Source organism: Bacillus sp. 01N45, from assembly GCF_056399205.1.
Genome location: NZ_JBFTQW010000007.1, coordinates 231,063 through 255,292 on the forward strand (window position 1 = coordinate 231,063; position 24,230 = coordinate 255,292).

Genomic DNA, 24,230 nt, shown 5'->3' on the forward strand with positions numbered 1-24,230 from the left:
ATTCATCTATTTTCAAAAATAAGACAACTCCTGTACTAATGACTAGATAGATTCCGTTCTGTTTCTTTTTTTCATAAATTTATAGATTAAAATACCACCTACAACAATAACTACGACTAGTAATATCGGTAACATATATTGTCCAACAACATCCGCCGCTTTTTCCCAATGCGGACCTAATTTCATCCCAAAATAAATATACAAAGTCGTTAACGGGAACATTGCTACAAATGTATATATACTAAATTTCCATATGTTCATTTTTGCCATACCACATGGAACAGAAATAAGCGTTCGAACTCCCGGTACAAAGCGTCCAACAAATGCTACAACTGGTCCATATTTCTCAAAGAAATCATCTGCTTTTTGAATTTGTTCTTCTTTAATAAAGAAGTATTTCCCGTACTTTATTAATAGAGGACGACCACCGTAATAACCGAGTGCGTATAACGTTAATGGTCCTGTCGTTCCCCCCAGTGTTCCAGCTAATACAGCTAGCCAAAAATTCATATCCCCCTCGTATACCCAATATCCAACCATAGGCAACACTACTTCTGCTGGAATAAATTCAAACGTTAATGCTAACACAACTCCAAAATAAGAAAACTGCTTTAAAAACTCAATTATATCTAAAATAATTTGCTCCATATTTTTAACTCCTATCCTACGTTTACGTTATGCTTTTCTTGTAATTGAACTGGCGCCATTTTTACAATTCGGTTCAAAATGAATAACACAATTCCAATATCATCTAAAATACCGATAAACGGCAGGAAGTCTGGAATTAAATCAAGCGGCATCGCAACATACCCAACTAAAAAAGCAACAGATAAAATTTTCTTCTTTATTGAAACCTCTTTTGAAGTAAAAAAGTCAAATAGGAATGGAACGAAACGACGGACATGAAATACAACTCTTAATCTACTAATAAGTTTTTTCATTTTTATTTCTCCTCTCTTTGTATACAAAAAGGACCCTACCAAATATGGTAAGGGTCCTAAAAAAGACAATAAGGGGCCTTTACCATTGCTGGTAAAGGTCTCACTAACAACGAAACGTTGCCAATAAAGCCGAGGGTTTCTCCCTGTAATGACGACTTTACTGTAATAAGTTACTCCCCTTTATACACAATTTTATACACTCACATTAAAATATTTCAGAGGGCTTGTCAATATATTTTATATCCCAATCCCTCCTGCTTACCCTTCCGTAAAAAACAAAAAACGTATAGGAAATTTCTTACTATCTCATAATATACATAATCATTTTTGAATGAAAGGAGAGGTTTCATTTGCATACCGTATGGAAAGGTGCACTTTCACTTGGACTATTAAATATAGGAATTAAACTATATAGCGCCGTAGAAGAAACCGATATAAAATTTTTAAGTCTCCATAAAGAATGCTTAACACCTATTAAATATAAAAAATTTGCTCCTGATTGTACGGATGAAGAAATTGATGATAAAGATATTGTAAAAGCCTATGAATATGCACCTCATAAATACATCATTATTGATGAAAAAGAATTAGCTGCGTTGCAAAAAGCTCACGAACCACGATCCATTCGTATTATATCTTTTATCCAAAATAACGAAATCGATTCTGTTCTTTATGACCGTTCTTATTTTATAGGCCCTACCCCAGGACATGAAAAATCATATTTATTATTAAAAGAAGCTCTTGAACGTACAAATAAACTTGGGCTTATTCATATTTCTATTAGAAAAAAACAACATTTAGCTATTATCCGTAACTTTGAAGATGGACTTATGTTACAAACCATCCACTACCCTAATGAAATTCGCGATATAACAAATACACCTAACTTACCAAGTAATGAAAATTACCCTATCCAAAAACAAGAACTCACCGCAGCAATTAATTTAATCCACCACCTTACAAATCCTTTTGAACAAGAAATGTATATAGATGAATATACAGAAGCCCTTACCGAATTAATCGAGAATAAAATTGAACAACAGGAAAAAACTGAAACAATCTCTCCAGCTCCGAACATCATTAATATTATGGAGACATTACAGGCAAGCATTGAACAAGCAAAAATAAAAAGAGAAAACAAAAAAGAACAAGAGGCCAAATGAAATTGACCTCTTGTTCTTTAAAGCGGATTACATTTCGGCATTTCGAGTCCAGATGATTGAGCTAATTTTAATAAATAATAACATTCCTCTCTTGCCATATGATCTGCCATTCTAGCTGATAGTGCACTTAATACTTCATGCGATAACTCGAGCTCTTCCACTTCATGTAAAAAATGCGAAAATAATTTCAATTCAAGTGAAACATCTTTTGTAAACTTCTTTAATGCTGGAAAATGATGAAGCTCCGTTCGTAAATACCCAGTCATCTCAACTGCCTTTAAGTAAAATTGTTCAAAATGCTTCGTAAATTCTTCGCTTTTCTCTTTTAATCTTTTTTCAACAAGATCTAGCCCACCAGAAATAGAGCCCGCATGACCAGCCGCATCCGTTAACCAAACGAGATGATAATGCAATTCATGAAAAACAGGCGGAACTTCCCCTTTCTTCAAAAACTCTAAAACCGCTATATACTCTTCCACTTCGTTTACCATATGATTAATAAAAGTTGGTGTAAAATGAATAGTAATTTTCCCTTCCAACTGCTTCTGTATAATACTTAATTTAAACGTCCGAATTTCCTTAGCAGCTTGTTCTGCCTCTTTTGAGAATGCCATCAGATTCACATTCCGAACTTTATTTAACAGGTTCGTAAATGTTTCAACAAAGTAAGTAGCTTTTTTTATATCCTCTTTTTCCTTCGGAGCTAATGTATCAAGTAAAAATTGTGCATGATCAGTAAGTACCTTTAGCCAAAATTGATGCTCAAACAACGCACTTTCTTCATAATTTCTCTCCACTAAATCCCCTCCGTTTATTCATCCTTCTCTACCACTTGAAGTTTATATCCATCTGGGTCTTGTACTACAATACTTTTCTCACTTTTGTTTTCTGTATATGCAATTTTATAAAATACTAACCTCTTCTTTACATTCTCTATGTTAGAAATTGAAAACGTTAGAACATCAACTGAGTCCGTAACACTCTTCTCACGCCCGCCCAAGCTGCGATTCATAACAAAACTAATTCTCGTTGAATCGGTATCATACCAAACCCCTGTAATATCTAATTGCGGCCTCTCTGAACTAGGTGTTATTCCTAAAATCCCTTCGTAAAAATACAGAGTTTCCTTTAAGTTCTTTACTTCTAACACAATTAAATTCTTTACATTCTCCACATTCATTCCCCCTGTACTTATTACTTTTTTATATGTGTCATAAATGCTCATTATGTCTGAATACAATACGTAGTAATGAACATTTAAGGAGGTTTATTCGTGAATAAATATATGAGATCATTCGTGCCCTATCATAGTCCTCTCGACCCTTGTCCTCCTATCGGAAAAAAATATTATTCTACTCCTCCTAATTTATTTTTAGGCTTTCAACCGCCAAACTTACCACAATTCACGCCAAAAGAAGCGCTACAAAAAGGGACTTTATGGCCTATTTTTTATGACTATTATGAAAATCCTTATAAAAAAGGGCGGTGACTACTGACGTGACTCAATCGCTACCAGAAGAATACTATCAGCTTTTACTGGAGCTTCAAGAACTGGACTTTGTACTAGTTGAACTCACTCTTTATTTAGATACACATCCAGATGACACCGCTGCGATTAATCAATTTAATGATTTTTCCTATAAACGGCGAGTATTAAAACAAAAGATGGAAGAAAAATACGGGCCACTCCAACAGTTTGGAAACAGCTATTCCAATGCTCCTTGGGAATGGAGCAAAGGTCCTTGGCCATGGCAAATATAAAGGAGAGAAACTATGTGGATTTATGAAAAGAAATTACAATACCCAGTTAAAGTGGGAACTTGCAATCCAGCACTTGCAAAATTATTAATTGAGCAATATGGCGGTGCAGATGGCGAGCTAGCTGCTGCACTACGTTACTTAAATCAACGTTATACAATTCCTGATAAAGTCATTGGCCTACTTACTGATATTGGTACAGAAGAATTTGCTCACCTTGAAATGATTGCTACGATGGTTTATAAACTAACGAAAGATGCAACTCCTGAACAAATGAAAGCCGCTGGACTTGATCCTCATTATGTTGATCATGATAGTGCACTTCATTACCATAATGCTGCTGGTGTTCCATTTACTGCAACGTATATACAGGCTAAAGGTGATCCAATTGCCGATCTATACGAGGATATCGCAGCTGAAGAAAAAGCACGTGCAACATATCAATGGCTCATTAATTTATCAGATGATCCAGATATAAATGACAGCCTACGCTTCTTACGTGAACGAGAAATTGTCCATTCACAACGTTTCCGAGAAGCAGTTGAAATTTTAAAAGAAGAACGTGATAAAAAAATATTTTTTTAAAACACGTATCCTAGTGATATGTGTTTTTTTACGTTAAAAGTTAAATCCTTCCTATTAAAGATATAAATAGTATATTTATTCGATTTAATGTATTATTTTTTAATATTTTCAAAATTCCCTATTGCTTTCTAGTCATCAGACCTTTAAAATAGTAACAGTTACTCGACAAATTATTTGAATTTTCGACAAAAATACTCATTAGGAGGATTTTCTTTATATGCGTACAACTTTAAAGCCAGCGCAAATACTTTCGATTAGTTTATTACTATTCGCAGTTTTCTTCGGTGCTGGTAATATGATTTTTCCGCCCCTTCTCGGTCTTTCTTCCGGAGAAAATATGTGGGTCTCCATTACAGGATTTATTATTACAGACGTCGGTTTATCTTTACTAGCTATCGTCGCTGTTGCCCTTGCCGGTGGTAGTTTTAACACTTTAGCAAGCCGTGTTCATCCAAAATTCGCAGCAATATTCGCTATCATTATTTATCTTTCAATCGGCCCACTATTTGTTATTCCACGAACTGGATCTGTATCTTACGAAATTGGGATTGCACCACTTTTCCCGGACCAATGGTACTCTATGTTAATCTTTAGTGCGATTTTCTTTACAGTCGTTTACTTCTTATCATTAAATCCATCAAAATTAGTAGATCATATTGGAAAAATATTAACGCCAATTTTACTTGGAATTATTGCAATTATGGCAACAAAAGCGATTCTTTCACCAGGAACGTTTACAGAACCTATTGGTGACTATAAAGAAATTCCATTTTTCAAAGGATTTCTTGAAGGATTTTTAACGTTAGATGCAATCGGTGCTCTCGTATTATCAACAATTGTTGTAAATGCAATTCGCCAAAACGGTATACAAGAGAAGAAATCAATTGCGAAATATACAATTATTTGCGGAAGCATTGCAGCCTTATTCTTAACAATTGTTTATTTCTTACTTGGTTATATCGGCGCTTCAAACGGCAACTTAGGACAATTCGAGAACGGTGGTCAACTATTAGCTACTGTTATGTACCAATTCTTTGGGACAAGCGGTAATGTTTTATTAAGCATCGCCATTATTTTCGCTTGTTTAACGACAGCCATTGGTGTTGTAAGTGCATTCGCCAACTATTTTGCAACAGTATTAACAAACGTTTCCTACAAAAAGCTCGTACTATACGTTTGTATTTTTAGCTTCGTGATTTCAAACTTAGGATTAAGTTTATTAATCAAAATTACATTACCTGTATTAATTATTTTATATCCAATTACAATCATTTTAATTTTCGTATCATTTCTTGATAAATATACGAAACGTAAACCTTCTGTCTACATCGGAGCAATGATCGCAGCATTCATTATTAGCTGTATTCATGCACTGGATAATGTGGGAATGATACCAAGTTTTATCGCTAATATCGTACACACCATTCCTTTTTATAACTTAGGAATTGGTTGGATTATTCCAGCAATCATTGGTGGTATAATCGGATACTATATTCCTCAAACAGAAGCTGAAGGTGAAGTTTCTACAAAATAAAGAAAAGAAGCAAGCATGAAATCCATGCTTGCTCCTTTTTTATTTTCTATCGCTACATACAATATTTGTGTACGAACGGACCGTTAACGTATAGTAACCAAAGTAAATGATTATATACACACCTATACTGCCTAGTAAAGGAAGGCTATATTCAAACATTCCTGTAAAGCCCATCAAACTTAAAAATGCAAAGAATGTATGACATATTGCCAGCAGTAATGGTACTACGAATATCGCCCCCACTTGCTTTCTTACAGACTCTGTTGCTTCCTTTTTCGTTAGTCCAATTTTCTTTAACATTCCGTACGCTGGTCGCTCTGCCATCGCTTCTGTTATTTGTTTAAAGTATAAAATACAACCTGTTGCAAGAATAAAAACAATCCCTAAAAATACGCTAGCAAATAATAATACTGCACCATCTTGCAATTCAGATTGGCTCGCCTCTTCAAATGATTGGAATTTCACTTCTTTAGGAATGATTGTCCCTAGCTCTTTCGTTAGCTCTCTATTACCGTTTCCTTCAACGATAAATCCGCTAACTGTTGAAACATCCTTTCCTTGCTACAACTTATTAAATAGCGAATCTCGAACAACAAGCCCCACTGGTGCAAGTTTCGCACTAACAACTGTTTCTTCGCGGTGATCAACGATTGTTACACCACTCTTCATCCCTTCAAAGGACACATTACTTCCTTCAAGCGAATTCTTCTCGATGTTATATGATTTATATGGATCTAATAAAATAACTTCCTTTTCAGAACCGAGAATAACTTGTTTATTGCCTAACATAGAAGCTGATTTATTATAATCTGTCACTTTTATAACTTGTACATTACCATTACCTATTAAATACCCTGTTAATATTTGTTTTCCATCTATCTTCCCTTGCATAGAGAGCATAGCTACAGACGTTTCATTTTTAATTGCTAACTCATGCTTTTGAATTTCTTCTCTAACTTTCTTATCTAATCCTTTTCCAGTTGTTACATATTCATAACTAACTGGATTCATTAATGCCGCTGTCTTCTGCGCTCCATAATACATACTAGAACTAATTCCAATCGTACATAATGTTACCGCACTTAATAAAGATAATAGCGCCAGCATCTTTACGTTCCCTTTTATTCTAAAGAACAATGAAGAAATGGATAAAATGTTCGTTCCATTCCAATATTTCGTTTTATCTCCCTTTATTTTATGGAGTGATTTCACTGTATATTGCTCAAATAGTAAAAACGTACCTTTTACAATACAACCAAAAATAAGTAGACCTGTAATGAAAATGGCCCCAAACCCAAAGATTTGTGTAAGTAGCGCAATGATATAACCTGTAATTAATAAAACAATCGCTCGTTTTGCCTTCTCACTTGCATACGTAGGTGCCTCTTCTTTCTGATTTTCACCATATAGTAATTCAACTAAACGATGCTCATAAATTAACTTTTTACTTTTCCATGATGCAATAAAGAAAATTGCGCCTATCGTTATAAGAACTTCTACTATAGATAAAAATGAAATCGTAAATGTGAACGTAAACGCACTTCCCATTAGCTTCACAAGAAGCCCTGCGCACATATTCGCTATAAATAAACCAGCAAGAATACCTAACACACTTGCCGCACCACCAACTAATAACGTTTCATAAAAGAGTAACTTCGCAATTTCTTCTTTACGGATACCTAATAAACTGTATAGCGCAATTTCTTTTTTTTCTTTCGCAAAAAGAAGCTATTACAATAAAAAATAAATATCGTTAAAAAGATAATTAACAATATTTGTGCAAACGTAAATGTTGTTTCCACTTTATCCGACTCTTTTAAAAGAGCTACTACACTTTCATTTCGTTTAATCGATACGAATGTAAAATAAATAATAATGCTGCCTACTAATGAAATAAAGTATAGAAAATAATCTTTCATATTTCGTTTTATGCTACGTTTTGATACTTCTAAAAAATCCATCGTACACCTTCACCCGCTCTCGCATTTCTCTATACATGAAGTGTATACGAAATTGTATTTCTCCCCTATCGATTTTCATTACATCTCTCTTACGATATTGTAATATAGCAAAATAAAAGAACCTAGTTTCCTAGGTTCTTCACATCGTATGTTTAAAAGTAAATAACTCTTCTTTTGACTGTACAGCAGATTGTTCCTCTTCTACAATGTCCTTCTTTATCTCTCCTCCTAACCTTACTTTCATCATCGCCTCTTCTATACTTTTTACAATCATATTTCCTGAAAAAATAGTAAGGCCAAAAAATGTAATGGGAACGAGAGGAATCCATGGATTCACTGTTAATGATCTAAAATAGACGCCAATTAAACCTGACCATTCATGTGTATAAGATTCCACCTCTTTTATATATCCACCAAACGTAACAGTTCCACCAAAGAACACTTCAAGTAATCCTAAGTGGAGTAAAATAGTAAGAGTTTGCGTAAACTGCTGAAAAAATACAAGTATAAATGTCATATAGAGATGCGGGAAAATATGCTTTATAACAATGTGCCTTCTCGATCCACCCAATATGTACGCAGCTTCAATAAATTCTTCGGTTCTCAACTTACGGACTTCCTTCGCAACATACAGTGCAATAACTGGCATCACAAGCATTACAAGTAATAAAACTTGAAACGAAGCCCTTTCAAAAAAGGTTGTTGTTTCCTCTCCACTCCCAAATGCATTTGCAGATTGAAGAAAAAAATATGCAATCATAACTGTTGGAACAACTGTAAAACTATCAAAAAAAGCCTCAATTTTTGAAAAACCTCTTTTTACATATGTTCCGAGTACGACACCGAAAAACACACCTATCACCATTCTAAGTGCCGCAATTAAAATAGATATACCAATTGTCCACTTCGCACCTTCAATGACTAAATGTAACAAGTCGTATCCTTTCCGGTCTGTCCCAAGTAAAAATTGGAATGAAGGTGAAAACGGTGGTACTTGTGGATTTTCATCCACATCATATTGCAATGTAACTTGTCTAATATGTCCATCATTCCATATCGTATTTCCGATGCTCAAAAGAACTAATATGAGAAGAAACCCAATGCTTATCCAAAATCTTTTATCACGTTTTATATACGTCCACATATTATAGTCTCTCCTTCATCGCAGCTGGAATGAAATAATGAAACAATTTAAACAAAATAAAAATTGGAATATAAATAAGCAGCACACTAACGATGAAAACCTCAATCCTAATACCTGCATACGATTTCAAAAACATAAAAATACCACCCGTATTAAAAATCCATTCTATAATATATAAATTAGATAACATAAAAAAGATATTCGTTTTCGCAAAGAATAGTGTACTAAGCAACACATTTCGTAAAATATGACGATTTAAAATATGAAAGCGCCCCAGCCCTTTCGCCTTAGCAAATAGTACATAATCTTTTTCTAGCTCATTTTCGAAACGAAGCACTAACATTTTTACAAACAGAATCGTAGTCGGTATACTCAAACAAAATATCGGCAATCCTCTAATCGACTCGCCTCCGATTGAAGCAATTTGAAAAGGTAAAAAGCCTGTTTGTTTAAAAACCCATACAACTAAAATTTGCGATACTAAAATAAGTAAAATGTCTGGAATAGATTCTAGGAAGATGAGAAATGATTTAATACGATGTTGTATACGAGGTGAACTACTCATAATGACATAAACAATACAAAATGCTACAAATAATGAAATGAAAAAAGCAGCTAAAAATATAACAATTGTTTCTTTATAATGGACAAACAACTGCGGAAATAAAAATTTATCTCCCACATATTTAAAATTAGAGATGTCCATTAAATTCACAAACACTTCTTGTAAACTCTTTATGTACTGTGATGCATGCAGCTCAAATCCGTAAAATAACTTTGGCAGTGCCCCTAAACAAATAATACCCAAAATCGAAATAATAAATTGAACCGTCACTTCCATCCCATTCAGAAAAACTTTTTTGACCACGTTTTCCCTTCTCTCTTTATATAATTTACCCCTTAATTTTATTCTCAATTTTCTGAATTGTAAATATTTATATAGAAAAATCACTAGGTTATGATCCTAGTGATTCTTTATGCGCATGCCCTTCTCTTTTCGCAAACGGCATATACAAAATAAAACATCCAATAAGCGCAGCTATTTCTAATGAAATAATATAGTAAGGGTGTGGCCCTAACATATCGAGTAATGAAGCAGTTTCTGGCTTACGAGCTAAAAACATATAATTGCCACCTGTTTTGTAGTTCACAAAAGAAACGATTGGAATTATTATGTTTAAAAATATCATCGTACGCTTAATTGATTGCAAGGTCGGTCTATATCCTTCTACCCACGTCATAAAGAGTGGTGCCCAAATGAGTAATACATGTGCAACGAAGAATTCTATAAAGCGAAAATGCGGAAAAGCATATTGCACGTTCGGCGTTAAAATAGCTTGTGATGCACCGATAATCCCTGTAAAAAATACAATCTCATATATGCGGTAACTTTTCGTTACAATCATAATCGATGCTAACAATAAACTAATCGTACATAACTCAAATGGTAATGAAGTGCCTAGTTCAAAAATCCCCGCTTTCCATTCCCACATATGGAGCCCAATTTCACTCCCAATAAATAAAAATGCAATCGCATATCGAACCGTTATATTCCACTCATTTTGACGCAATAAATCTTGGTATTGATATAGAAAAAATATCCCCACCAACATAATAAATAATATAAGGACATGTTGCCTTGAGTATGGAATAAATGGTTTTAATGGATGCGCACTAAAATAAGCTTCCATCTTGCCTCCTCCTCTCTTTCATACAATATTATTGTTAGAAAGAAACGACGAGTCAATTCATTTGCTCACACTTGGACAAGCCCTACCTTACATTTACATATTCATACCTTACAAAACTGTAAGGTTATTGTAAGCTAAAACGATTTGTCAGATTCTTCACCTCTTCTATACTTAATGTAGATACTAAAACGAACGAAAAGGTGATAAATAGATGAAGAAGAAAAATAAAGTGTTAATTACTAGTGTAGTAGCAATCGGTATTGCAGCTGGATCATATTTTGCATTTGCTGGCGGTAGTTCAGAAGTAGCAATGGCATATAGCGGATATAAAGTAACAGAAAAACAAATTGAAAACGCGCAAAAATTTGGCGGTGAAGTCATTCCAAACGGCATCGAAACAATTTCATTTGATCCAACAAAAGGTACGTATGAATTAGCTGTTAAAAAAGGCGATGAAGTTAAGAAAGGGCAGCTTCTGTTTAAATATAATGACCCTACTGCTAAACAAGGTGTAACGGAAGCAGAAATGCAAAAGAAAATCGCACAAAAAGAAGTAACATTGTTCCAAAAACAAATTGATACAGCGAAACAAAAATTACAAAAAGATAAAAATGCAGGCCTTCCTGCTGAAGCATTAAAAGCATCAGAAGTCGAAGTACAACAATTAGAATCACAAATTGAAATGAAAAAGTTTGAAGTTGAAAAATCTGATGAAATGATTAAAGCAGCAAAAGAGAAAGTAAATACACTTTCTGTAACGAGCCCTACTGATGGCGTAATTGATGATATCGTAAAAACTGCTGATGAAAAAACAGGTATGAGCGGCATTACACTTCGCCACGCTGGGCCATTTAAAGTAAAAGGTCAACTTTCTGAATATGAGCTTGCTAGTATGAAAGTCGGGCAAGAAGTAACTGTTTCCTCAAAAACTGTCGCTGGTAAGACTTGGACAGGAAAAGTAACAGAAATCGGTTCTACACCATTAAAGAGCATGGATGAAAACAAAACAGTTTCTAACTATCAATTCACTGTCACATTAGATAATAGTGAAGAATTACAAAACGGCTTCCACGTTTACGTAACAAGTAAATCTGGCGAAGCAACTGGTACGATTGTTCCGAAAAGCAGCATCGTGAAAAAAGGTGACAAAAATATTGTCTTCGTTGTAAAAGACGGTAAAGCGAAAGAACAAGCTGTTACTGTTGAATTCGAGACTGATAGCGAAGCAAAAGTTTCTGGAGTGAAAAAAGGAGAGCAAATTATCTCTAAACCTGAAAAAGACTTAAAAGATGGTATGGAGGTCGTCGCCCGATGATTAACTTAAAAGGCATCACGAAATCTTTCCAAAATGGTGCAGAATCCGTTCAAATATTACACGGCATTGACGTAACACTGAACCAGGGAGAATTCACTTCTATTATGGGACCATCTGGTTCTGGTAAATCAACATTAATGAACATTATCGGCTGCTTAGATAAACCAACGACAGGTGCGTATGAACTAGCTGGTCAAAATATTTCAAACATGTCTGAGACAGAACTTGCACGCGTTCGTAATAAAGAGATTGGGTTCGTATTCCAAAACTTCATGTTATTACCGAGACTTACAGCACTTCAAAATGTAGAGCTACCTCTTATTTACGCTGGAGTCGATAAAAAAGAAAGACGCGAGCGCTCATTAGCCGCTTTAACAAAAGTAGGTTTAGCTGATCGTGCTACTCACCTACCGAACGAATTATCAGGTGGACAAAAACAGCGTGTCGCAGTCGCACGTGCAATCGTAAATAATCCAAAGTTCATTTTAGCCGATGAACCGACAGGAGCACTTGATACGAAAACAAGTACACAAATTATGGATCTCTTTTACGAATTAAACAAACAAGGCTCAACAATCATTATGATTACCCATGATCGTGAAATTGGGGAAGCTGCAGCAAGGCAAATTGTAATTCGTGACGGAAACATCGTCCAAGATTGGAGAGGTTAATTTTGAACACGAGTGAAAATATACGCATGGCCCTTTCCTCTATCTTTGCCCACAAAATGCGTTCCATCTTAACAATGCTAGGAATTATTATCGGTATTAGTGCCATTATTACTATCATTTCAATGGGTGATGGTACAAATGCAAAGTTTAAAGAAGAGCTAGGCCAAGGAAAAGATAATGAAATAACAATTTACTACAACAACCCTGATTATGGAACAGATAGTGCCAAAATCACACCTGATATGCTAAACCGTCTTCAAACTGTGCCAGGCGTTAAAGATGTTTATCCAGATGTAAGTATGAAAGTAAAAGCGTCTGCTGGTTCAAAAGATGTCTCTCTTGATTTAAAAGGTGGAACAGGTGCCTTTATGACAGATTCGAAAATAAAATTAGTTCACGGTCGTGAATTAAACGACAGCGAATTAAACCAGGCAATCCCTGCTGTTATATTAAATGAAGAAGCTTTCAACAAATTATTTAGTGGTTGGGAATCAAATCAATACACAGATATAAAAGGAAAGCCGTATAAAATAGTCGGTGTATACGAAACGAAAAACGAATTTGGAATGGCTATGCCTGAAGGTTACACATCACTGGAAAACGCACCTGTCATTTCAGGAGTAAATGAGTATGACTCTGTAAGATTAACGATGACCTCTCCAACAGAACGTAAAAGTGTAGAAAAACAAGCCGTTTCTGTTTTAAACGAAATGAAAGCTCCGAAATTTGAGCACAAATTCGAAGCACAAGACTTAGGTGAATTTACGAAGCAATTAGACGAATCCATCGGTATGATGAAAATGGTATTCGGTGGTATTGCCGCTATCTCCTTACTTGTTGGTGGTATCGGTGTAATGAATATTATGCTTGTATCTGTAACAGAACGTACACGTGAGATTGGTATTCGTAAAGCACTTGGTGCAACGCGCGGTAAAGTATTAACACAATTCTTAATTGAATCTTGTATTTTAACAGGACTCGGTGGTTTCATCGGATTCATGCTCGGTATCTTCTTCGCTTGGATCGTCTCAATCTTTGCCGGATGGCCACTCGTTGTCTCAAAAGAGCTTGGACTTCTTGCAGTAGGTATCTCCATGTTAATCGGTATTATATTCGGTCTACTACCAGCTAACAAAGCTGCAAAACTTGATCCAATTGAATGTTTACGATATGAATAAACAAAAGCGTAGGAGTTTACACTCCTACGCTTTTTATTTATCCCGCTTTAATGGGCAGTAAGACCCCCACCTCAAAATTCAGCGAAAGCAAAGAATTTAGGTGGGGGTCGGGCTGCCCATAAAAGCCCGATTGGTTCAACTAATAATCAGTGGGGGAGGAAGAATCCCCCCACTGATTAAAGTTTCACTTTATCTATTAAATCGTGTTTCTTCTATTATATATGTTTCACGTTATAAACACCTTTAATTATTTTAGCTTACTAAAGCTATTATAGAATCCTATTATTGCAAAAATAATATGTGACAGACTAAAATCAAGGCGTAATTTTTTCCATAACTCGACTTATTTTGTAACAATTATAGCGATATTTTATCGATTTTCACCTCATTTATATTTATCTACAACCAAAATAGTTATTTTTACATAACTACTTTTCTGTCCTAACAGCAAAACACGCCGCTTTTGTAACAATCACGAAACATTTTCGTAACGTTTAAGAAACATTATTAACCGATTAGAAATTGAAATACTCCTCTTTTTATGTATTGTATGCTCTAACCTCCCCTAACAACTATAAGAAAGCGCTTTTAGGATATTACTGGAATTATTACAGAATATTAATGACCCGTTACGAAACCTTTGTAATTTTATGTTTTCCGCAAATAAGAAAATAATGGTTGCTATAATGAGGTCAACGAAAACAAATGCAATGGAGGCTATTATGAAAAAATTTATGGGTATAGCAACAGCAGCGGTTTTTGGTCTTGGGATTTTCACAACATCTGCTAAGGCAGAAACGATTGTAACAACTGACGTACTAAACGTACGAGAAAACCCAACTACTGAATCACAAGTTGTCGGAAAGTTATTAGATGGATATAAAGTTAACGTTTTACATACAGAAAACGGATGGTCAAAAGTGAAATTGAATAGCGGTAAAGAAGCTTTCATTAGCGCTGACTATACAAAAGACACTTACTACGTAACAGCAAACGTATTAAACGTACGTGCTGGTGCAAACACAGACTCAGAAATTCTTGGTAAATTGAAACAAGATGATGTAATTGAAACAACACACCAAGTACAAAACGACTGGATCCAATTTGAATATAACGGTAAAACAGCTTATGTTCATGTTCCTTACTTAACAGGTAAAGCGCCAGTTAAAGTTCAACCAGTAGTTAAAGCTGAAAAAACAACTAAAGTTCAAGATACAGCTAAAGCAGTGGAAACAACTAAAGCTCGTGAAGTAGCTGAAACGCAAGCTAAAGCTCAGGCGGAAGAAGCAGCTGAAGCTCAAGCAGAAGCTAAGGCTCAAGAGGCAGCTAAAGCTCGTGAAGCAGCTAAAGCCGGGGCAGAAGCTAAAGCTCAGGCAGCAGCTGAAGCTCAAGCAGAAGCTAAGGCTCAAGAAGCAGCTAAAGCTCGTGAAGCAGCTAAAGCTCAAGAAGCAGCTGAAGCTCAAGCAGAAGCTAAGGCTCAAGAAGCAGCTAAAGCTCGTGAAGCAGCTAAGGCTCAAGAAGCAGCTGAAGCTCGTGAAGCGGCTAAGGCTCAAGAAGCAGCTGAAGCTCGTGAAGCGGCTAAAGCTCAAGAGGCAGCTAAAGCTCGTGAAGCGGCTAAAGCTCAAAAACCTGCTACACAACAACCTGTTGCAAAAGAAACTGAAACAAGTGCACCATCATCTTCTCGTGAACTACGCGTTGTAGCAACAGCTTACACAGCAGATCCACTTGAAAATGGTTATAAAGCAGGCGACCAAGTAAAATCAGCTTTAGGTCACAACTTAACAGCTAACCCAAACATGAAACTAATTGCAGTTGATCCAAGTGTCATTCCATTAGGTTCAAAAGTATGGGTTGAAGGTTACGGAGTAGCAATCGCTGGTGATACTGGTGGAGCTATTAAAGGAAATAAAATCGACGTTTTAATGCCTGATAAAGGTACATCTAGTAACTGGGGACGTAAAACAGTTACAGTAAAAGTTTTAAACTAATTACTATATAAAAAAGAGTCAGTCTCATTGTTGAGACTGACTCTTTTTTTATAATTCTTGTATTCTTTCTCCTTCTCTCCCGTCCAAATTAAATCTATCTCTTTGCATTCTATATACGATAGATTACTATTTCAACAAAAAAAGAGGATGCCATAGCATCCTCTCCTGCCCTTCCCTATTCCACACAAGTAAACTGCGTCCAAGCTCCTACATAATCTAGTAAGAATAACTCTTCTTCTGCAATTGTACCGACAATATTTTTCCGTTCATCTATCGGCATTTCTTTTAGAATGATTTGCAATTCGCCTTTATACTTACCAAATGAGTTGTTTCCAATTACAACTTGCCCTCTTTCCTGTAATACACTTTCGCGCACTGGGAAGTCATAGTCTTTATACTTTTTACGTACTTCTGTAGAACGCACCATATATTCTGTTATGTCGCCGCGTCTTACGTGTAATTCTTGCAGCGTCGCTTTCTTTTCTACTTCAGTCGCTTCTTCTACAAAGTGTACTTTCAGCTGTAACATGTAACGATTTAAGTTTCCTAGTTTCTTTAACTCTTCTTCACTCGCATAAGCATTTCCGATAATCACATCATCAATAAGCCCTGTCGCCCATAAATGTTTCGCTTGTACTTCAATCGGTAAGTTACGATGTTGTTCTAACGTACATAATCCGTCATTAATATCCCATGGACCGATGTCGGCTGCATGTGACGTAATAAAGGCTGCCGTGCGAATGCCATGCTTTTTAAAGCGTTCACTACAGCGAATGAAATAATCATATGGAAGACCAGTGAATTTTTGTGGATAGAAGTTATGACAGCCAATTAAAGCTGGTTTATTCGCCTGGTGCGAAAGGATATTCTCTAAGTATGCAATATCGTTACTTACGTTTAGCTCAATTTTTAAGCCGTACGGATTATTCGTCATTTTCGCTTCTGTTAATCCGTCAAATCCTAGATCTAAACGAATACCGTCTGCACCTAACTCTGCAAAGAATGATAGATCACTATAGCTAATACTAAGTTGATCGAATACTGCCGGAGCTACATCTAAAATAACTTCCATATTGTTATCTTTTGCATGATTAATAATTTCTTTAAATTCAGCTACAATTTCTTCTTTCGGACGATTCACAGATAATAGACATGTGAATATTCTTGAAAAACCGTGGCGTGCCGCTGCCGAAATGTATGCCATATCTTGTTCTTTCGTTGAATGCTCTGGATAAAGTGAAATTCCTAATTTACGCTCCATGCTTTTGCATCTCCTTCACACGTTGTATTAATGCCATGCTCGTAAATCTATATTTTGCAGATAAACATGTTGCACATAAAATCGTTGGTACAATGATTACGTACGGTGATTGTAACCCTAACATTACATAGGCACCCATTGAACTACCGATAAATACAATTGATACGAGTAGTAACACTAATAAAGATTTACTTTGTACCCATTTTGAGTAATGTGCAATACACTGCCCCGCTACGAATGTAATTAAGATGATAATTGCTCCGAGCATTCTGTTTTCTCCTCTCCTGCTAATTGTTGTTTCTCATACATTTTGAAGAATGGGTAGTAAATAACGAATGAGATAACAAAGTTAATAAGTACAAGTACACCAGCCATAATTGTCCAGTCCGTACTAATAATCGCTGCAATTGGTGCTAACATCGTAAATGGCAGTTTCGCCATCATGAGCGGAATCATGCCTGAAACAACTGCGAAATATGATACTGTCGTTGTAACTAACGGTGTTATAACGAATGGAATAATTAAGATTGGGTTCATTACAATTGGTGCCCCGAAAATAATCGGTTCGTTAATATTGAATAAACCTGGCACGAATGATAATCTACCTAACTCTTTTAGGAATTTAGATTTAGAGAACATAAACATAATAACTAAAGCTAATGTTGAGCCTGATCCACCGATCCATACGAACCATTGAATAAATTGCTCTGTAAATAAGTTTGGTAATTGATGTGCATTTCCTGTAGCTGTGAATACTTCCATATTTTCAAGAATTGCTGAATCCCACATCGGACGAATGATTGGTCCTAAAATCGCTGGGCCATGTATACCGAATGACCAGAAGAACACGATTAAGAATACTGTTAATAAACCGCCGAATAAATTATTTCCTACTAATACTGATTTTAGTGGTGCGATTAAATATGTGATTGTTGTATTCACATCGAATTTTAAACCGTAACGAATACCCCAGAATAAAAGAATAACGACTAAAGTTGGAATTAATGCTGCAAACGAGTTTGCAACTGCTGGTGGTACGCTGTCTGGTAATTTAATCGAGATATTATGCTTAATCATAAAGTGATAAATTTCTACTGCAATTAATGCTGTAACAATTGCGCCGAATAAAGACGTTGCACTTAATGTTCCTACTGAAATGTATCTTCCTGCATCAATAACACCTGGTACAGCTTTCGTAATTTGAATTGGTTCAACTGATGCTAGTAAAAAGGCGAGTACAGATAACAACCCTGCACTTAACTGATTGAGCTGATAAAAGTTTGCGAGTGAAGCTCCTACCCCAAATGCTGCGTATAATGCCATTAAACCTACTGTAAACCGGAATGGAATATCTAAAATATGGCGAAATGGTGCAATCCATTCCATATATGCATCAATTGGTAAATTTAAAAAGATAACGAAAAATGATCCGACAATCGTTAACGGCAATGTAGAAATAACTCCGTTTCGAATTGCTAATAAATGTCGTTGTCCTGCAATCTTTTGCGTTGTTGGCATAATCTTTTGTTCCATAAAACTCATAAAACCATTCATCAATACCCCTCCTCTTTCTCTTTAATACGTAAGAATAAAAAGTTATAACATTATAATGTTTATATTTAAAAAAATATAATTATGCTAAAACTAATTGTTCTGCTTGTTTCAGTACTTTTAAACCGTCACACATGCCATAATCTCTTTGTTCTATTATTGCAACCGGTATATCGTATGACTTCGCAAGAAACTGTACCGCTGGAAACAAATACTTCACTTGTGGTCCGATTAAAACAACATCAGCATTTTTTATTTCCAGTTTCACAAGTTCTGAATCAACTGCTTTAATTTTATAATCCTTCCCTTGTTTCTTTGCCTCTTCTTGCATTTTTCTTACGACCATACTCGTTGACATGCCTGCTGCACAACATAATAAAATGTACATCTTATACTGTCACTTTCTCTTCCACTCGTTTATGAAGAGTAATAAATTCTTCAGCAAGTTCTTTCACTGTAATTGCATTCATTAAATGATCTTGTGCATGCACTAACAGTAAACTGATTTCTGCATGATTTCCTCTTGCTTCTTCTTGAATTAAGTCTGTTTGAATGCGATGAGCTGCTGAAATCTCTTCACTAGCAAGTGTCATCTTTTCACTAGCATTCTCAAAATCTCCTTGTCTTGCAAAAGCAATTGCTTCAAGCGCTGCGCTTCTCGCATTGCCACCATGTAAAATTAACGCAAATGGAGTTTGCATATCAGTCATTTTAAATTCCCCCAAGCTATCTTTTTTCTATATTGTTATCTTATTATGAAAACGCATACAATTAAACATAAAAAACTTCCGTTATGTAACGGAAGTTTTTATATACTTTTTCAAAACGATAGTAAAATCTCTTGAAATTCTTCAATCATTCCAGCCTGAGTTAATTTCTCTATCGTATGCTGACTAGACATAATATCATATAAAAAATCATAAAGCTTTTGTAAATCTTCACTATTATTGCGCTTTACACTAAATAAAATAATAACTTGTACTTTTTTATCTCCCCAGTCAACGGACTTATCAAGTGTACAAAACATCAAAAATGTTTTCTCACTTAATAACTGCATCGGATGAGGAATCGCAACTAAATTCCCAACCGCTGTCGGAGATGTATTTTCTCTTTCCATAACAGAATCATAAAAGTTTTCTAGTACATAGTTTTTCTCAGCAGCTTTCTCACATAAAAACTGGATAACCTCTTCCTTCGTAGAAGCACTATGATTTAAAAAGATTAAATCTTCCTTTATATACTGCTGCACACTAGTATTCACATGCGTAAACAACTGCTGACCGATTGACTTAATCTCTTTATCATCAAATATTGAGTTCACTTTTATAACAGGCACAGGCAAACCACTCGGTATATGAATCGTACTAATAATACAATCTATTTTATCTTTATAAAGGTCTTCCACTTTCAATTGATAATAACCTGTAATCCCTACAATCTCTAATTTATCTCGGAACTGTGATAAAATTTTATATTTCAATAGCTGGGCGCTTCCTTGACCAGTCGCACAAACTAGTAAACATCTTTTCTTTTGATTCTGTTCCTGTAAACGACTCATCGCTCCGCCAAAGTGAATCGCAATATAACCAATTTCACTTTCCGGAATCGATTCTCCCGTATATTCACCAATTATATCTCCAACGAGAACCGCAATTTCAAAAGCATACGGATAATTCTTTTTCACTTCTGCCAAAAGAGGATTTCTCGTATTTAACTTATACTTCAAACGGTTTAATAACGTTTTTAAATGAACACCAAATCCAAATAATAATTCTTCATCATAATAAAAAATAAGATTCCGTTCTTCCGCTACTTTAAAAAGAATATGTTGCATAAATGCATATAGATCTTTCCCTAATAGTTCTTCCACATTTTCATAACGATCTCTCGCTGTAACAGCAGTACTCAATAAATGCATCGTCACATATAAAACTTCTTCTTCTGGAAATGAAAGATGCAACTCTTTCTCTAAATCCCCTACAATCTCTTTCGCAATTGTATACTCTTTCTTTATTATGAGTTCTGATTGCTCCGCATTCAGTCCTTTCATATAATGTTGATCTTCACAACGCCTTATTGCAATTGCAATATGAATGACTAAATTATCAATTTCTATATCTGATAAATATATCGTTCCTCCCTCGATATACTTTAAGATAACCGAACGGATAAGTGTGATATGAGGTAACGATAAATATGTATCCCTCTGCTCAAATTGCTCATGAAACGGAGTATGATCATAGCGCGGTAAACCATATTGTGATAAACAAGACCGAATATGAAACTCCTCTCCCACAATACGTATACCATAATACGGTCTCTTTTCAATTTGTAATTGATAGCGACCACATATATCTGTCACATCTTTCATAATTAAATTTACAGTCGATTTACTCACATAAATCTCCTCTGCTAACTGTGAAAGCTTCACATACCCCTCTGTCGTTACAATACGTTGCAGAATGTACGCTATCCTTTCTTCATAAGAAGTCGGGATCTTTTCAGTCTGTTTTTGAAATAGACTCAAGCAAAACTCTTCAAATTTCTTCGCCTGTATAATTTCTAGTTCGTATCCAGTCCCTCTTTGCGATTCAATTTTCGCTCCGTTTTCTTCCAATATATCATTTAATAATTTTATATCTTTTTGAATCGTCTTCGTTGATACATGTAAACGGCTCGCTAGAAACGCTCGATTTAACATCGACTTCTCTTCTAAAAACTCCTCTAAAATAGAAATTAATCGCTGATGCACTTTTGTCATAGCTCTTCCTCTCACAATTTATATATAAAAAGGAAAAAGCTGCTGAGGTCAGTAGTTTTTTCCTTTTTCATTTTATCTATTTCTTTAATGTAAATCCGAATTTATCCCATGCTTGTAAATAATCTAATAAGAAAATTTCTTCTTCTACAATTCGGCCAACTACATTTGTTTTTCCTGTGTTCACCATATCTTTTAACGCAATTTGTAATTCACCTTTATATTGACCATACTGTTCATTATCAATTAAAAGATCACCGCGTTTAATTTCGCGTGTATTATGCGGTTTGAACTCTTCTTTCTTATATTTCACACGACTTTGTGTCGAGCGAATCATATATTCAGATACATCTCCGCGGTAAAAATGAGGCTCGTCTAATACGATAATTTTTTCTAGTTCTGTTGTTGTATCATATAATCCTATATCAAATGTTTGTTTCTCTTTATTTAATGCACCTAGTGCTTGTAATTCTTCTGCTGATGCATACGCGTTCGCAATAATAACATCATCAATTAATTCTGTCGCAAATAAATGCTTCGCTTGTGTTGTCATCGGTAATTCACGATGCTGCTCTAACGTACATAACCCTTCTGTTACTGGCCAAGGTCCGTACGTTGCATCAAATGATGAAATAAACGCAGCCGTTCTCATACCGTAATCTTTAAATTGTTTCGAGCATTTAATGAAATGATCGTATGATAATCCTGAATAACGATGCGGATAAAAATTATGGCAACCAATTAAATTTTCACGATTTGGTCTATGGCTCATAATGTTATCTACATATTTCGTACCGTTACTCATATTAATTTCAATTTTTAAGCCGTATGGATTGTAAGTCATAATCGATTCTTCTAAACCAGAGAATCCAACATCTAAACGAATACCGTACGCTCCTAACTCATGGAAGAAAGATAAATCATTATATGAAATACCTAATTGTGTAAAAACAGACGGACTAATATCAACTAATACTTGAAACCCTAATGCATTTGCATGAGAGATCGTTTCTTTAAACTCTTCTATAATTTTCTCTTTTTCTCCATCTACAGACAATAAGCATGTGAATACACGAGTAAATCCGTATTTACTTGCTAATGTTAAATATTCCTTATCTTTCTCTACTGTTGAATGTTCTGGATAAATAGAAATACCTAATCGTCTCATATGTACACGCCTCTTTCTTCATTGTTTTGTAAACCTTTTCAAATATGTGTAGTGAAAAAGTATATATCCCCTTCTCATTCACTACTTTTTGAATCCGCTTTCTTTAAAGAAAAAACAACTTCTATCATTCATAACAACTACAAGTCTATACATCTATACTTTACATCTTTTTTTCATAGTTGTGTAGCTTTTACACAAATTTGTCAGTTTTTTCACCGCAAAAATTGTTATACGTTTTCAAGGCACCTTCCTTGACTGTTACATTGACCAATACATATACTCGAAAGAAAAGAGAAAATTTTATATAGGGGATGAATATATGGGAGAAGCAATACTCGTAAAACGAGAATCGTTATGGACGAAAGAGTTTGTCGCTTTAATTTTTGCAAACTTATGTATGTTTTTAGGGTTTCAAATGTTAATTCCTACTTTACCTGTTTATGTGAAAGAAATTGGCGGCACAAGTTCTAATATCGGATTTGTTGTAGGCATGTTTACCGTGGCGGCACTTTTTGTTCGACCACTGACTGGAAACGCCTTGCAAAAATTCAACAAAAAAATCATTTTAATGATCGGTACTGCTATTTGTTTACTCGCTATGGGTAGTTATCTTTTCGCTTCAACCGTCTTCCTATTGCTTGCCGTGCGAATTTTACACGGAGCTGGCTTTGGTATTACAACGACTACATATGGAACTGTCGTTTCAGATTTAATTCCGCAAGCTCGTCGCGGCGAAGGCATGGGATATTTCGGTCTTTCTGGAACGATTGCAATGGCGCTCGGTCCACTTATCGGACTTTGGCTCATGCAAACATATAACTTCACGATTCTTTTTTTATGTGCACTTTCATGTACAATTGTTTCATTAATATTAACGAAACTACTTCAAATCAAAAAATCGCCGCAACCACCACAGCAAACATCTGGTAATTTTCTCGATGGATTTATTGAGCGCAAAGCTTTACTTCCTTCCTTATTAATATTATGTATTACATTAATGTACGGCGGAATCGGGAGCTTTATTACATTATTTGCTACGGAAGTCGGAATTGCTGATATAAGCCTCTTCTTCTTATTTAATGCACTTGCAATCGCTGTCACTCGTCCGTTTTCTGGAAAGTTATACGATGCGAAAGGTCATGCATTCGTTATTATTCCAGGGGTTATCATTACGTTTACAGGTATTATTTTATTGTCGTATACAACTACAATTCCGAGTTTAATTATTGCAGCAGCATGCTACGGAAGTGGTTTTGGAGCGATTCAACCTGCACTACAAGCATGGATGATCGACCGAGTAGCACCACACCGACGAGGAGTCGCAACAGCTACATTCTTCTCAGCATTTGACCTCGGCATTGGCGCTGGCGCAATTATATTTGGATTCATTGCACACTTTACCAACTATGCAACTGTATATCGATATTCCTCTCTATTACTTATTGCTTTCCTATTCATTTACATTACAAGTATAAGAAAGCAAAAGCATGGAGATAAAAACAGAGAAAAAGCTGCTGGATAATTTCAGTGGCTTTTTTTATCGTATTTTTGCTGTTATAA

24 protein-coding genes and 1 pseudogene are annotated in these 24,230 nt (G+C 35.3%); 10 read left to right on the plus strand and 15 right to left on the minus strand.

Translation table 11 applies throughout. The features are described 5' to 3' along the window. Positions 1-42: 42 nt before the first annotated feature. Together AC1DMU_RS18350 and AC1DMU_RS18355 are read right to left on the minus strand one after the other, a co-directional pair. Positions 43-648: a DedA family protein gene (locus AC1DMU_RS18350; protein ID WP_061677846.1), complete on the minus strand. Its 606-nt coding sequence runs from the start codon at positions 646-648 to the stop codon at positions 43-45. Positions 649-659: 11 nt separating this feature from the next. Beyond that, positions 660-941 carry a YkvA family protein gene (locus AC1DMU_RS18355; RefSeq protein WP_000733852.1) on the minus strand — a complete coding sequence of 94 codons (282 nt, stop codon included), beginning with the start codon at positions 939-941 and terminating at the stop codon, positions 660-662. 350 nt (positions 942-1,291) lie between these two features. Between AC1DMU_RS18355 and ku the strand changes: the two genes are divergently transcribed. Continuing rightward, complete coding sequence (gene ku, locus AC1DMU_RS18360) at positions 1,292-2,104, plus strand: non-homologous end joining protein Ku (protein ID WP_088062052.1); 813 nt, start codon at positions 1,292-1,294, stop codon at positions 2,102-2,104. Between the two features lie 17 nt (positions 2,105-2,121). Here ku and AC1DMU_RS18365 read toward each other — a convergent pair whose 3' ends face one another. Together AC1DMU_RS18365 and AC1DMU_RS18370 are read right to left on the minus strand one after the other, a co-directional pair. Then, positions 2,122-2,901: a DUF2935 domain-containing protein gene (locus AC1DMU_RS18365; protein WP_088062050.1), complete on the minus strand. Its 780-nt coding sequence runs from the start codon at positions 2,899-2,901 to the stop codon at positions 2,122-2,124. Between the two features lie 14 nt (positions 2,902-2,915). Next, a complete protein-coding gene (locus AC1DMU_RS18370; protein WP_097891327.1) occupies positions 2,916-3,329 on the minus strand; it encodes a VOC family protein in 414 nt (137 codons plus the stop codon). 48 nt (positions 3,330-3,377) lie between these two features. Here AC1DMU_RS18370 and AC1DMU_RS18375 point away from each other — a divergent pair, with 48 nt between their 5' ends. The 4 genes from AC1DMU_RS18375 to brnQ2 all read left to right on the plus strand — a co-directional run bounded on the left by AC1DMU_RS18375 (position 3,378) and on the right by brnQ2 (position 5,981). Further along, positions 3,378-3,593, plus strand: a complete 216-nt coding sequence (locus tag AC1DMU_RS18375; protein ID WP_046957262.1) for a spore coat associated protein CotJA — start codon at positions 3,378-3,380, stop codon at positions 3,591-3,593. An 8-nt stretch (positions 3,594-3,601) separates the two neighbouring features. Next, the gene (locus AC1DMU_RS18380) at positions 3,602-3,865 is read left to right on the plus strand and encodes a spore coat protein CotJB (protein WP_000194492.1); all 264 of its coding nucleotides are present in this window, start codon (positions 3,602-3,604) and stop codon (positions 3,863-3,865) included. A gap of 12 nt (positions 3,866-3,877) precedes the next feature. After that, the gene (cotJC, locus tag AC1DMU_RS18385) at positions 3,878-4,447 is read left to right on the plus strand and encodes a spore coat protein CotJC (RefSeq protein ID WP_000265275.1); all 570 of its coding nucleotides are present in this window, start codon (positions 3,878-3,880) and stop codon (positions 4,445-4,447) included. Positions 4,448-4,664: 217 nt separating this feature from the next. Beyond that, positions 4,665-5,981 (plus strand): branched-chain amino acid transport system II carrier protein BrnQ2, encoded by a 1,317-nt coding sequence (gene brnQ2, locus AC1DMU_RS18390; protein WP_046957263.1) that lies wholly within the window; start codon positions 4,665-4,667, stop codon positions 5,979-5,981. Between the two features lie 39 nt (positions 5,982-6,020). On the opposite strand, the pseudogene AC1DMU_RS18395 reads toward brnQ2, so the two are convergent. From AC1DMU_RS18395 to AC1DMU_RS18410, 4 genes and pseudogenes are all read right to left on the minus strand, one after another. Beyond that, positions 6,021-7,942: pseudogene (locus AC1DMU_RS18395) on the minus strand (FtsX-like permease family protein). 139 nt (positions 7,943-8,081) lie between these two features. Next, on the minus strand, positions 8,082-9,086 hold the full coding sequence (locus AC1DMU_RS18400; protein ID WP_088062048.1) for an ABC transporter permease: 1,005 nt from the start codon (positions 9,084-9,086) through the stop codon (positions 8,082-8,084). 1 nt (position 9,087) lies between these two features. Beyond that, a complete protein-coding gene (locus AC1DMU_RS18405; RefSeq protein WP_141555591.1) occupies positions 9,088-9,954 on the minus strand; it encodes an ABC transporter permease subunit in 867 nt (288 codons plus the stop codon). A gap of 88 nt (positions 9,955-10,042) precedes the next feature. Beyond that, positions 10,043-10,777, minus strand: a complete 735-nt coding sequence (locus tag AC1DMU_RS18410) for a YwaF family protein (protein ID WP_088062046.1) — start codon at positions 10,775-10,777, stop codon at positions 10,043-10,045. A 211-nt stretch (positions 10,778-10,988) separates the two neighbouring features. On the opposite strand from AC1DMU_RS18410, the gene AC1DMU_RS18415 reads away from it, so the two are divergent. From AC1DMU_RS18415 to entC, 4 genes are all read left to right on the plus strand, one after another. Next, positions 10,989-12,092, plus strand: a complete 1,104-nt coding sequence (locus AC1DMU_RS18415) for an efflux RND transporter periplasmic adaptor subunit (RefSeq protein ID WP_088062044.1) — start codon at positions 10,989-10,991, stop codon at positions 12,090-12,092. Beyond that, a complete protein-coding gene (locus AC1DMU_RS18420; RefSeq protein WP_000609098.1) occupies positions 12,089-12,763 on the plus strand; it encodes an ABC transporter ATP-binding protein in 675 nt (224 codons plus the stop codon). Before AC1DMU_RS18415 ends, AC1DMU_RS18420 begins: the two co-directional genes overlap by 4 nt. Positions 12,764-12,789: 26 nt before the next feature. Continuing rightward, positions 12,790-13,941, plus strand: a complete 1,152-nt coding sequence (locus tag AC1DMU_RS18425; protein ID WP_404841059.1) for an ABC transporter permease — start codon at positions 12,790-12,792, stop codon at positions 13,939-13,941. Between the two features lie 599 nt (positions 13,942-14,540). Beyond that, complete coding sequence (gene entC, locus AC1DMU_RS18430; RefSeq protein WP_476941542.1) at positions 14,541-15,932, plus strand: cell wall-binding protein EntC; 1,392 nt, start codon at positions 14,541-14,543, stop codon at positions 15,930-15,932. Between the two features lie 175 nt (positions 15,933-16,107). On the opposite strand, the gene AC1DMU_RS18435 is transcribed toward entC, so the two are convergent. From AC1DMU_RS18435 to AC1DMU_RS18465, 7 genes are all read right to left on the minus strand, one after another. Further along, on the minus strand, positions 16,108-17,193 hold the full coding sequence (locus AC1DMU_RS18435; RefSeq protein ID WP_088062040.1) for a DUF871 domain-containing protein: 1,086 nt from the start codon (positions 17,191-17,193) through the stop codon (positions 16,108-16,110). Continuing rightward, entirely contained in the window at positions 17,183-17,461 is a 279-nt protein-coding gene (locus AC1DMU_RS18440; protein WP_000900036.1) for a hypothetical protein, read from the minus strand. Before AC1DMU_RS18440 ends, AC1DMU_RS18435 begins: the two co-directional genes overlap by 11 nt. Then, positions 17,437-18,747: a PTS sugar transporter subunit IIC gene (locus AC1DMU_RS18445; protein ID WP_002063903.1), complete on the minus strand. Its 1,311-nt coding sequence runs from the start codon at positions 18,745-18,747 to the stop codon at positions 17,437-17,439. The genes AC1DMU_RS18440 and AC1DMU_RS18445 overlap by 25 nt, the downstream gene beginning before the upstream one ends. 79 nt (positions 18,748-18,826) lie before the next feature. After that, positions 18,827-19,132, minus strand: a complete 306-nt coding sequence (locus AC1DMU_RS18450; protein WP_000275638.1) for a PTS sugar transporter subunit IIB — start codon at positions 19,130-19,132, stop codon at positions 18,827-18,829. Position 19,133: 1 nt separating this feature from the next. After that, a complete protein-coding gene (locus AC1DMU_RS18455) occupies positions 19,134-19,454 on the minus strand; it encodes a PTS lactose/cellobiose transporter subunit IIA (protein ID WP_000131328.1) in 321 nt (106 codons plus the stop codon). Positions 19,455-19,564: 110 nt separating this feature from the next. Further along, positions 19,565-21,505, minus strand: coding sequence for a BglG family transcription antiterminator (locus AC1DMU_RS18460; RefSeq protein WP_088062038.1), 1,941 nt, complete (start codon positions 21,503-21,505; stop codon positions 19,565-19,567). Positions 21,506-21,581: 76 nt separating this feature from the next. Further along, complete coding sequence (locus AC1DMU_RS18465; protein ID WP_001253361.1) at positions 21,582-22,670, minus strand: DUF871 domain-containing protein; 1,089 nt, start codon at positions 22,668-22,670, stop codon at positions 21,582-21,584. 319 nt (positions 22,671-22,989) lie between these two features. Here AC1DMU_RS18465 and AC1DMU_RS18470 point away from each other — a divergent pair, with 319 nt between their 5' ends. After that, the gene (locus tag AC1DMU_RS18470) at positions 22,990-24,192 is read left to right on the plus strand and encodes an MFS transporter (RefSeq protein ID WP_088062037.1); all 1,203 of its coding nucleotides are present in this window, start codon (positions 22,990-22,992) and stop codon (positions 24,190-24,192) included. Positions 24,193-24,230: the final 38 nt, after the last annotated feature.

What these genes read in the sequence shown, in the direction of transcription:
- AC1DMU_RS18370 (WP_097891327.1), bottom strand. Translation starts at nt 3,329, where the DNA reads ATGAGCATTTATGACACATATAAAAAAGTAATAAGTACAGGGGGAATG.
- AC1DMU_RS18440 (WP_000900036.1), bottom strand. Translation starts at nt 17,461, where the DNA reads ATGCTCGGAGCAATTATCATCTTAATTACATTCGTAGCGGGGCAGTGT.
- AC1DMU_RS18410 (WP_088062046.1), bottom strand. Translation starts at nt 10,777, where the DNA reads ATGGAAGCTTATTTTAGTGCGCATCCATTAAAACCATTTATTCCATAC.
- brnQ2 (WP_046957263.1), top strand. Translation starts at nt 4,665, where the DNA reads ATGCGTACAACTTTAAAGCCAGCGCAAATACTTTCGATTAGTTTATTA.
- AC1DMU_RS18355 (WP_000733852.1), bottom strand. Translation starts at nt 941, where the DNA reads ATGAAAAAACTTATTAGTAGATTAAGAGTTGTATTTCATGTCCGTCGT.
- AC1DMU_RS18425 (WP_404841059.1), top strand. Translation starts at nt 12,790, where the DNA reads ATGGCCCTTTCCTCTATCTTTGCCCACAAAATGCGTTCCATCTTAACA.
- AC1DMU_RS18435 (WP_088062040.1), bottom strand. Translation starts at nt 17,193, where the DNA reads ATGGAGCGTAAATTAGGAATTTCACTTTATCCAGAGCATTCAACGAAA.
- AC1DMU_RS18420 (WP_000609098.1), top strand. Translation starts at nt 12,089, where the DNA reads ATGATTAACTTAAAAGGCATCACGAAATCTTTCCAAAATGGTGCAGAA.
- AC1DMU_RS18445 (WP_002063903.1), bottom strand. Translation starts at nt 18,747, where the DNA reads ATGAATGGTTTTATGAGTTTTATGGAACAAAAGATTATGCCAACAACG.
- AC1DMU_RS18415 (WP_088062044.1), top strand. Translation starts at nt 10,989, where the DNA reads ATGAAGAAGAAAAATAAAGTGTTAATTACTAGTGTAGTAGCAATCGGT.
- AC1DMU_RS18465 (WP_001253361.1), bottom strand. Translation starts at nt 22,670, where the DNA reads ATGAGACGATTAGGTATTTCTATTTATCCAGAACATTCAACAGTAGAG.
- cotJC (WP_000265275.1), top strand. Translation starts at nt 3,878, where the DNA reads ATGTGGATTTATGAAAAGAAATTACAATACCCAGTTAAAGTGGGAACT.
- AC1DMU_RS18460 (WP_088062038.1), bottom strand. Translation starts at nt 21,505, where the DNA reads ATGACAAAAGTGCATCAGCGATTAATTTCTATTTTAGAGGAGTTTTTA.
- AC1DMU_RS18350 (WP_061677846.1), bottom strand. Translation starts at nt 648, where the DNA reads ATGGAGCAAATTATTTTAGATATAATTGAGTTTTTAAAGCAGTTTTCT.
- AC1DMU_RS18455 (WP_000131328.1), bottom strand. Translation starts at nt 19,454, where the DNA reads ATGACTGATATGCAAACTCCATTTGCGTTAATTTTACATGGTGGCAAT.
- AC1DMU_RS18450 (WP_000275638.1), bottom strand. Translation starts at nt 19,132, where the DNA reads ATGTACATTTTATTATGTTGTGCAGCAGGCATGTCAACGAGTATGGTC.
- AC1DMU_RS18470 (WP_088062037.1), top strand. Translation starts at nt 22,990, where the DNA reads ATGGGAGAAGCAATACTCGTAAAACGAGAATCGTTATGGACGAAAGAG.
- AC1DMU_RS18400 (WP_088062048.1), bottom strand. Translation starts at nt 9,086, where the DNA reads ATGTGGACGTATATAAAACGTGATAAAAGATTTTGGATAAGCATTGGG.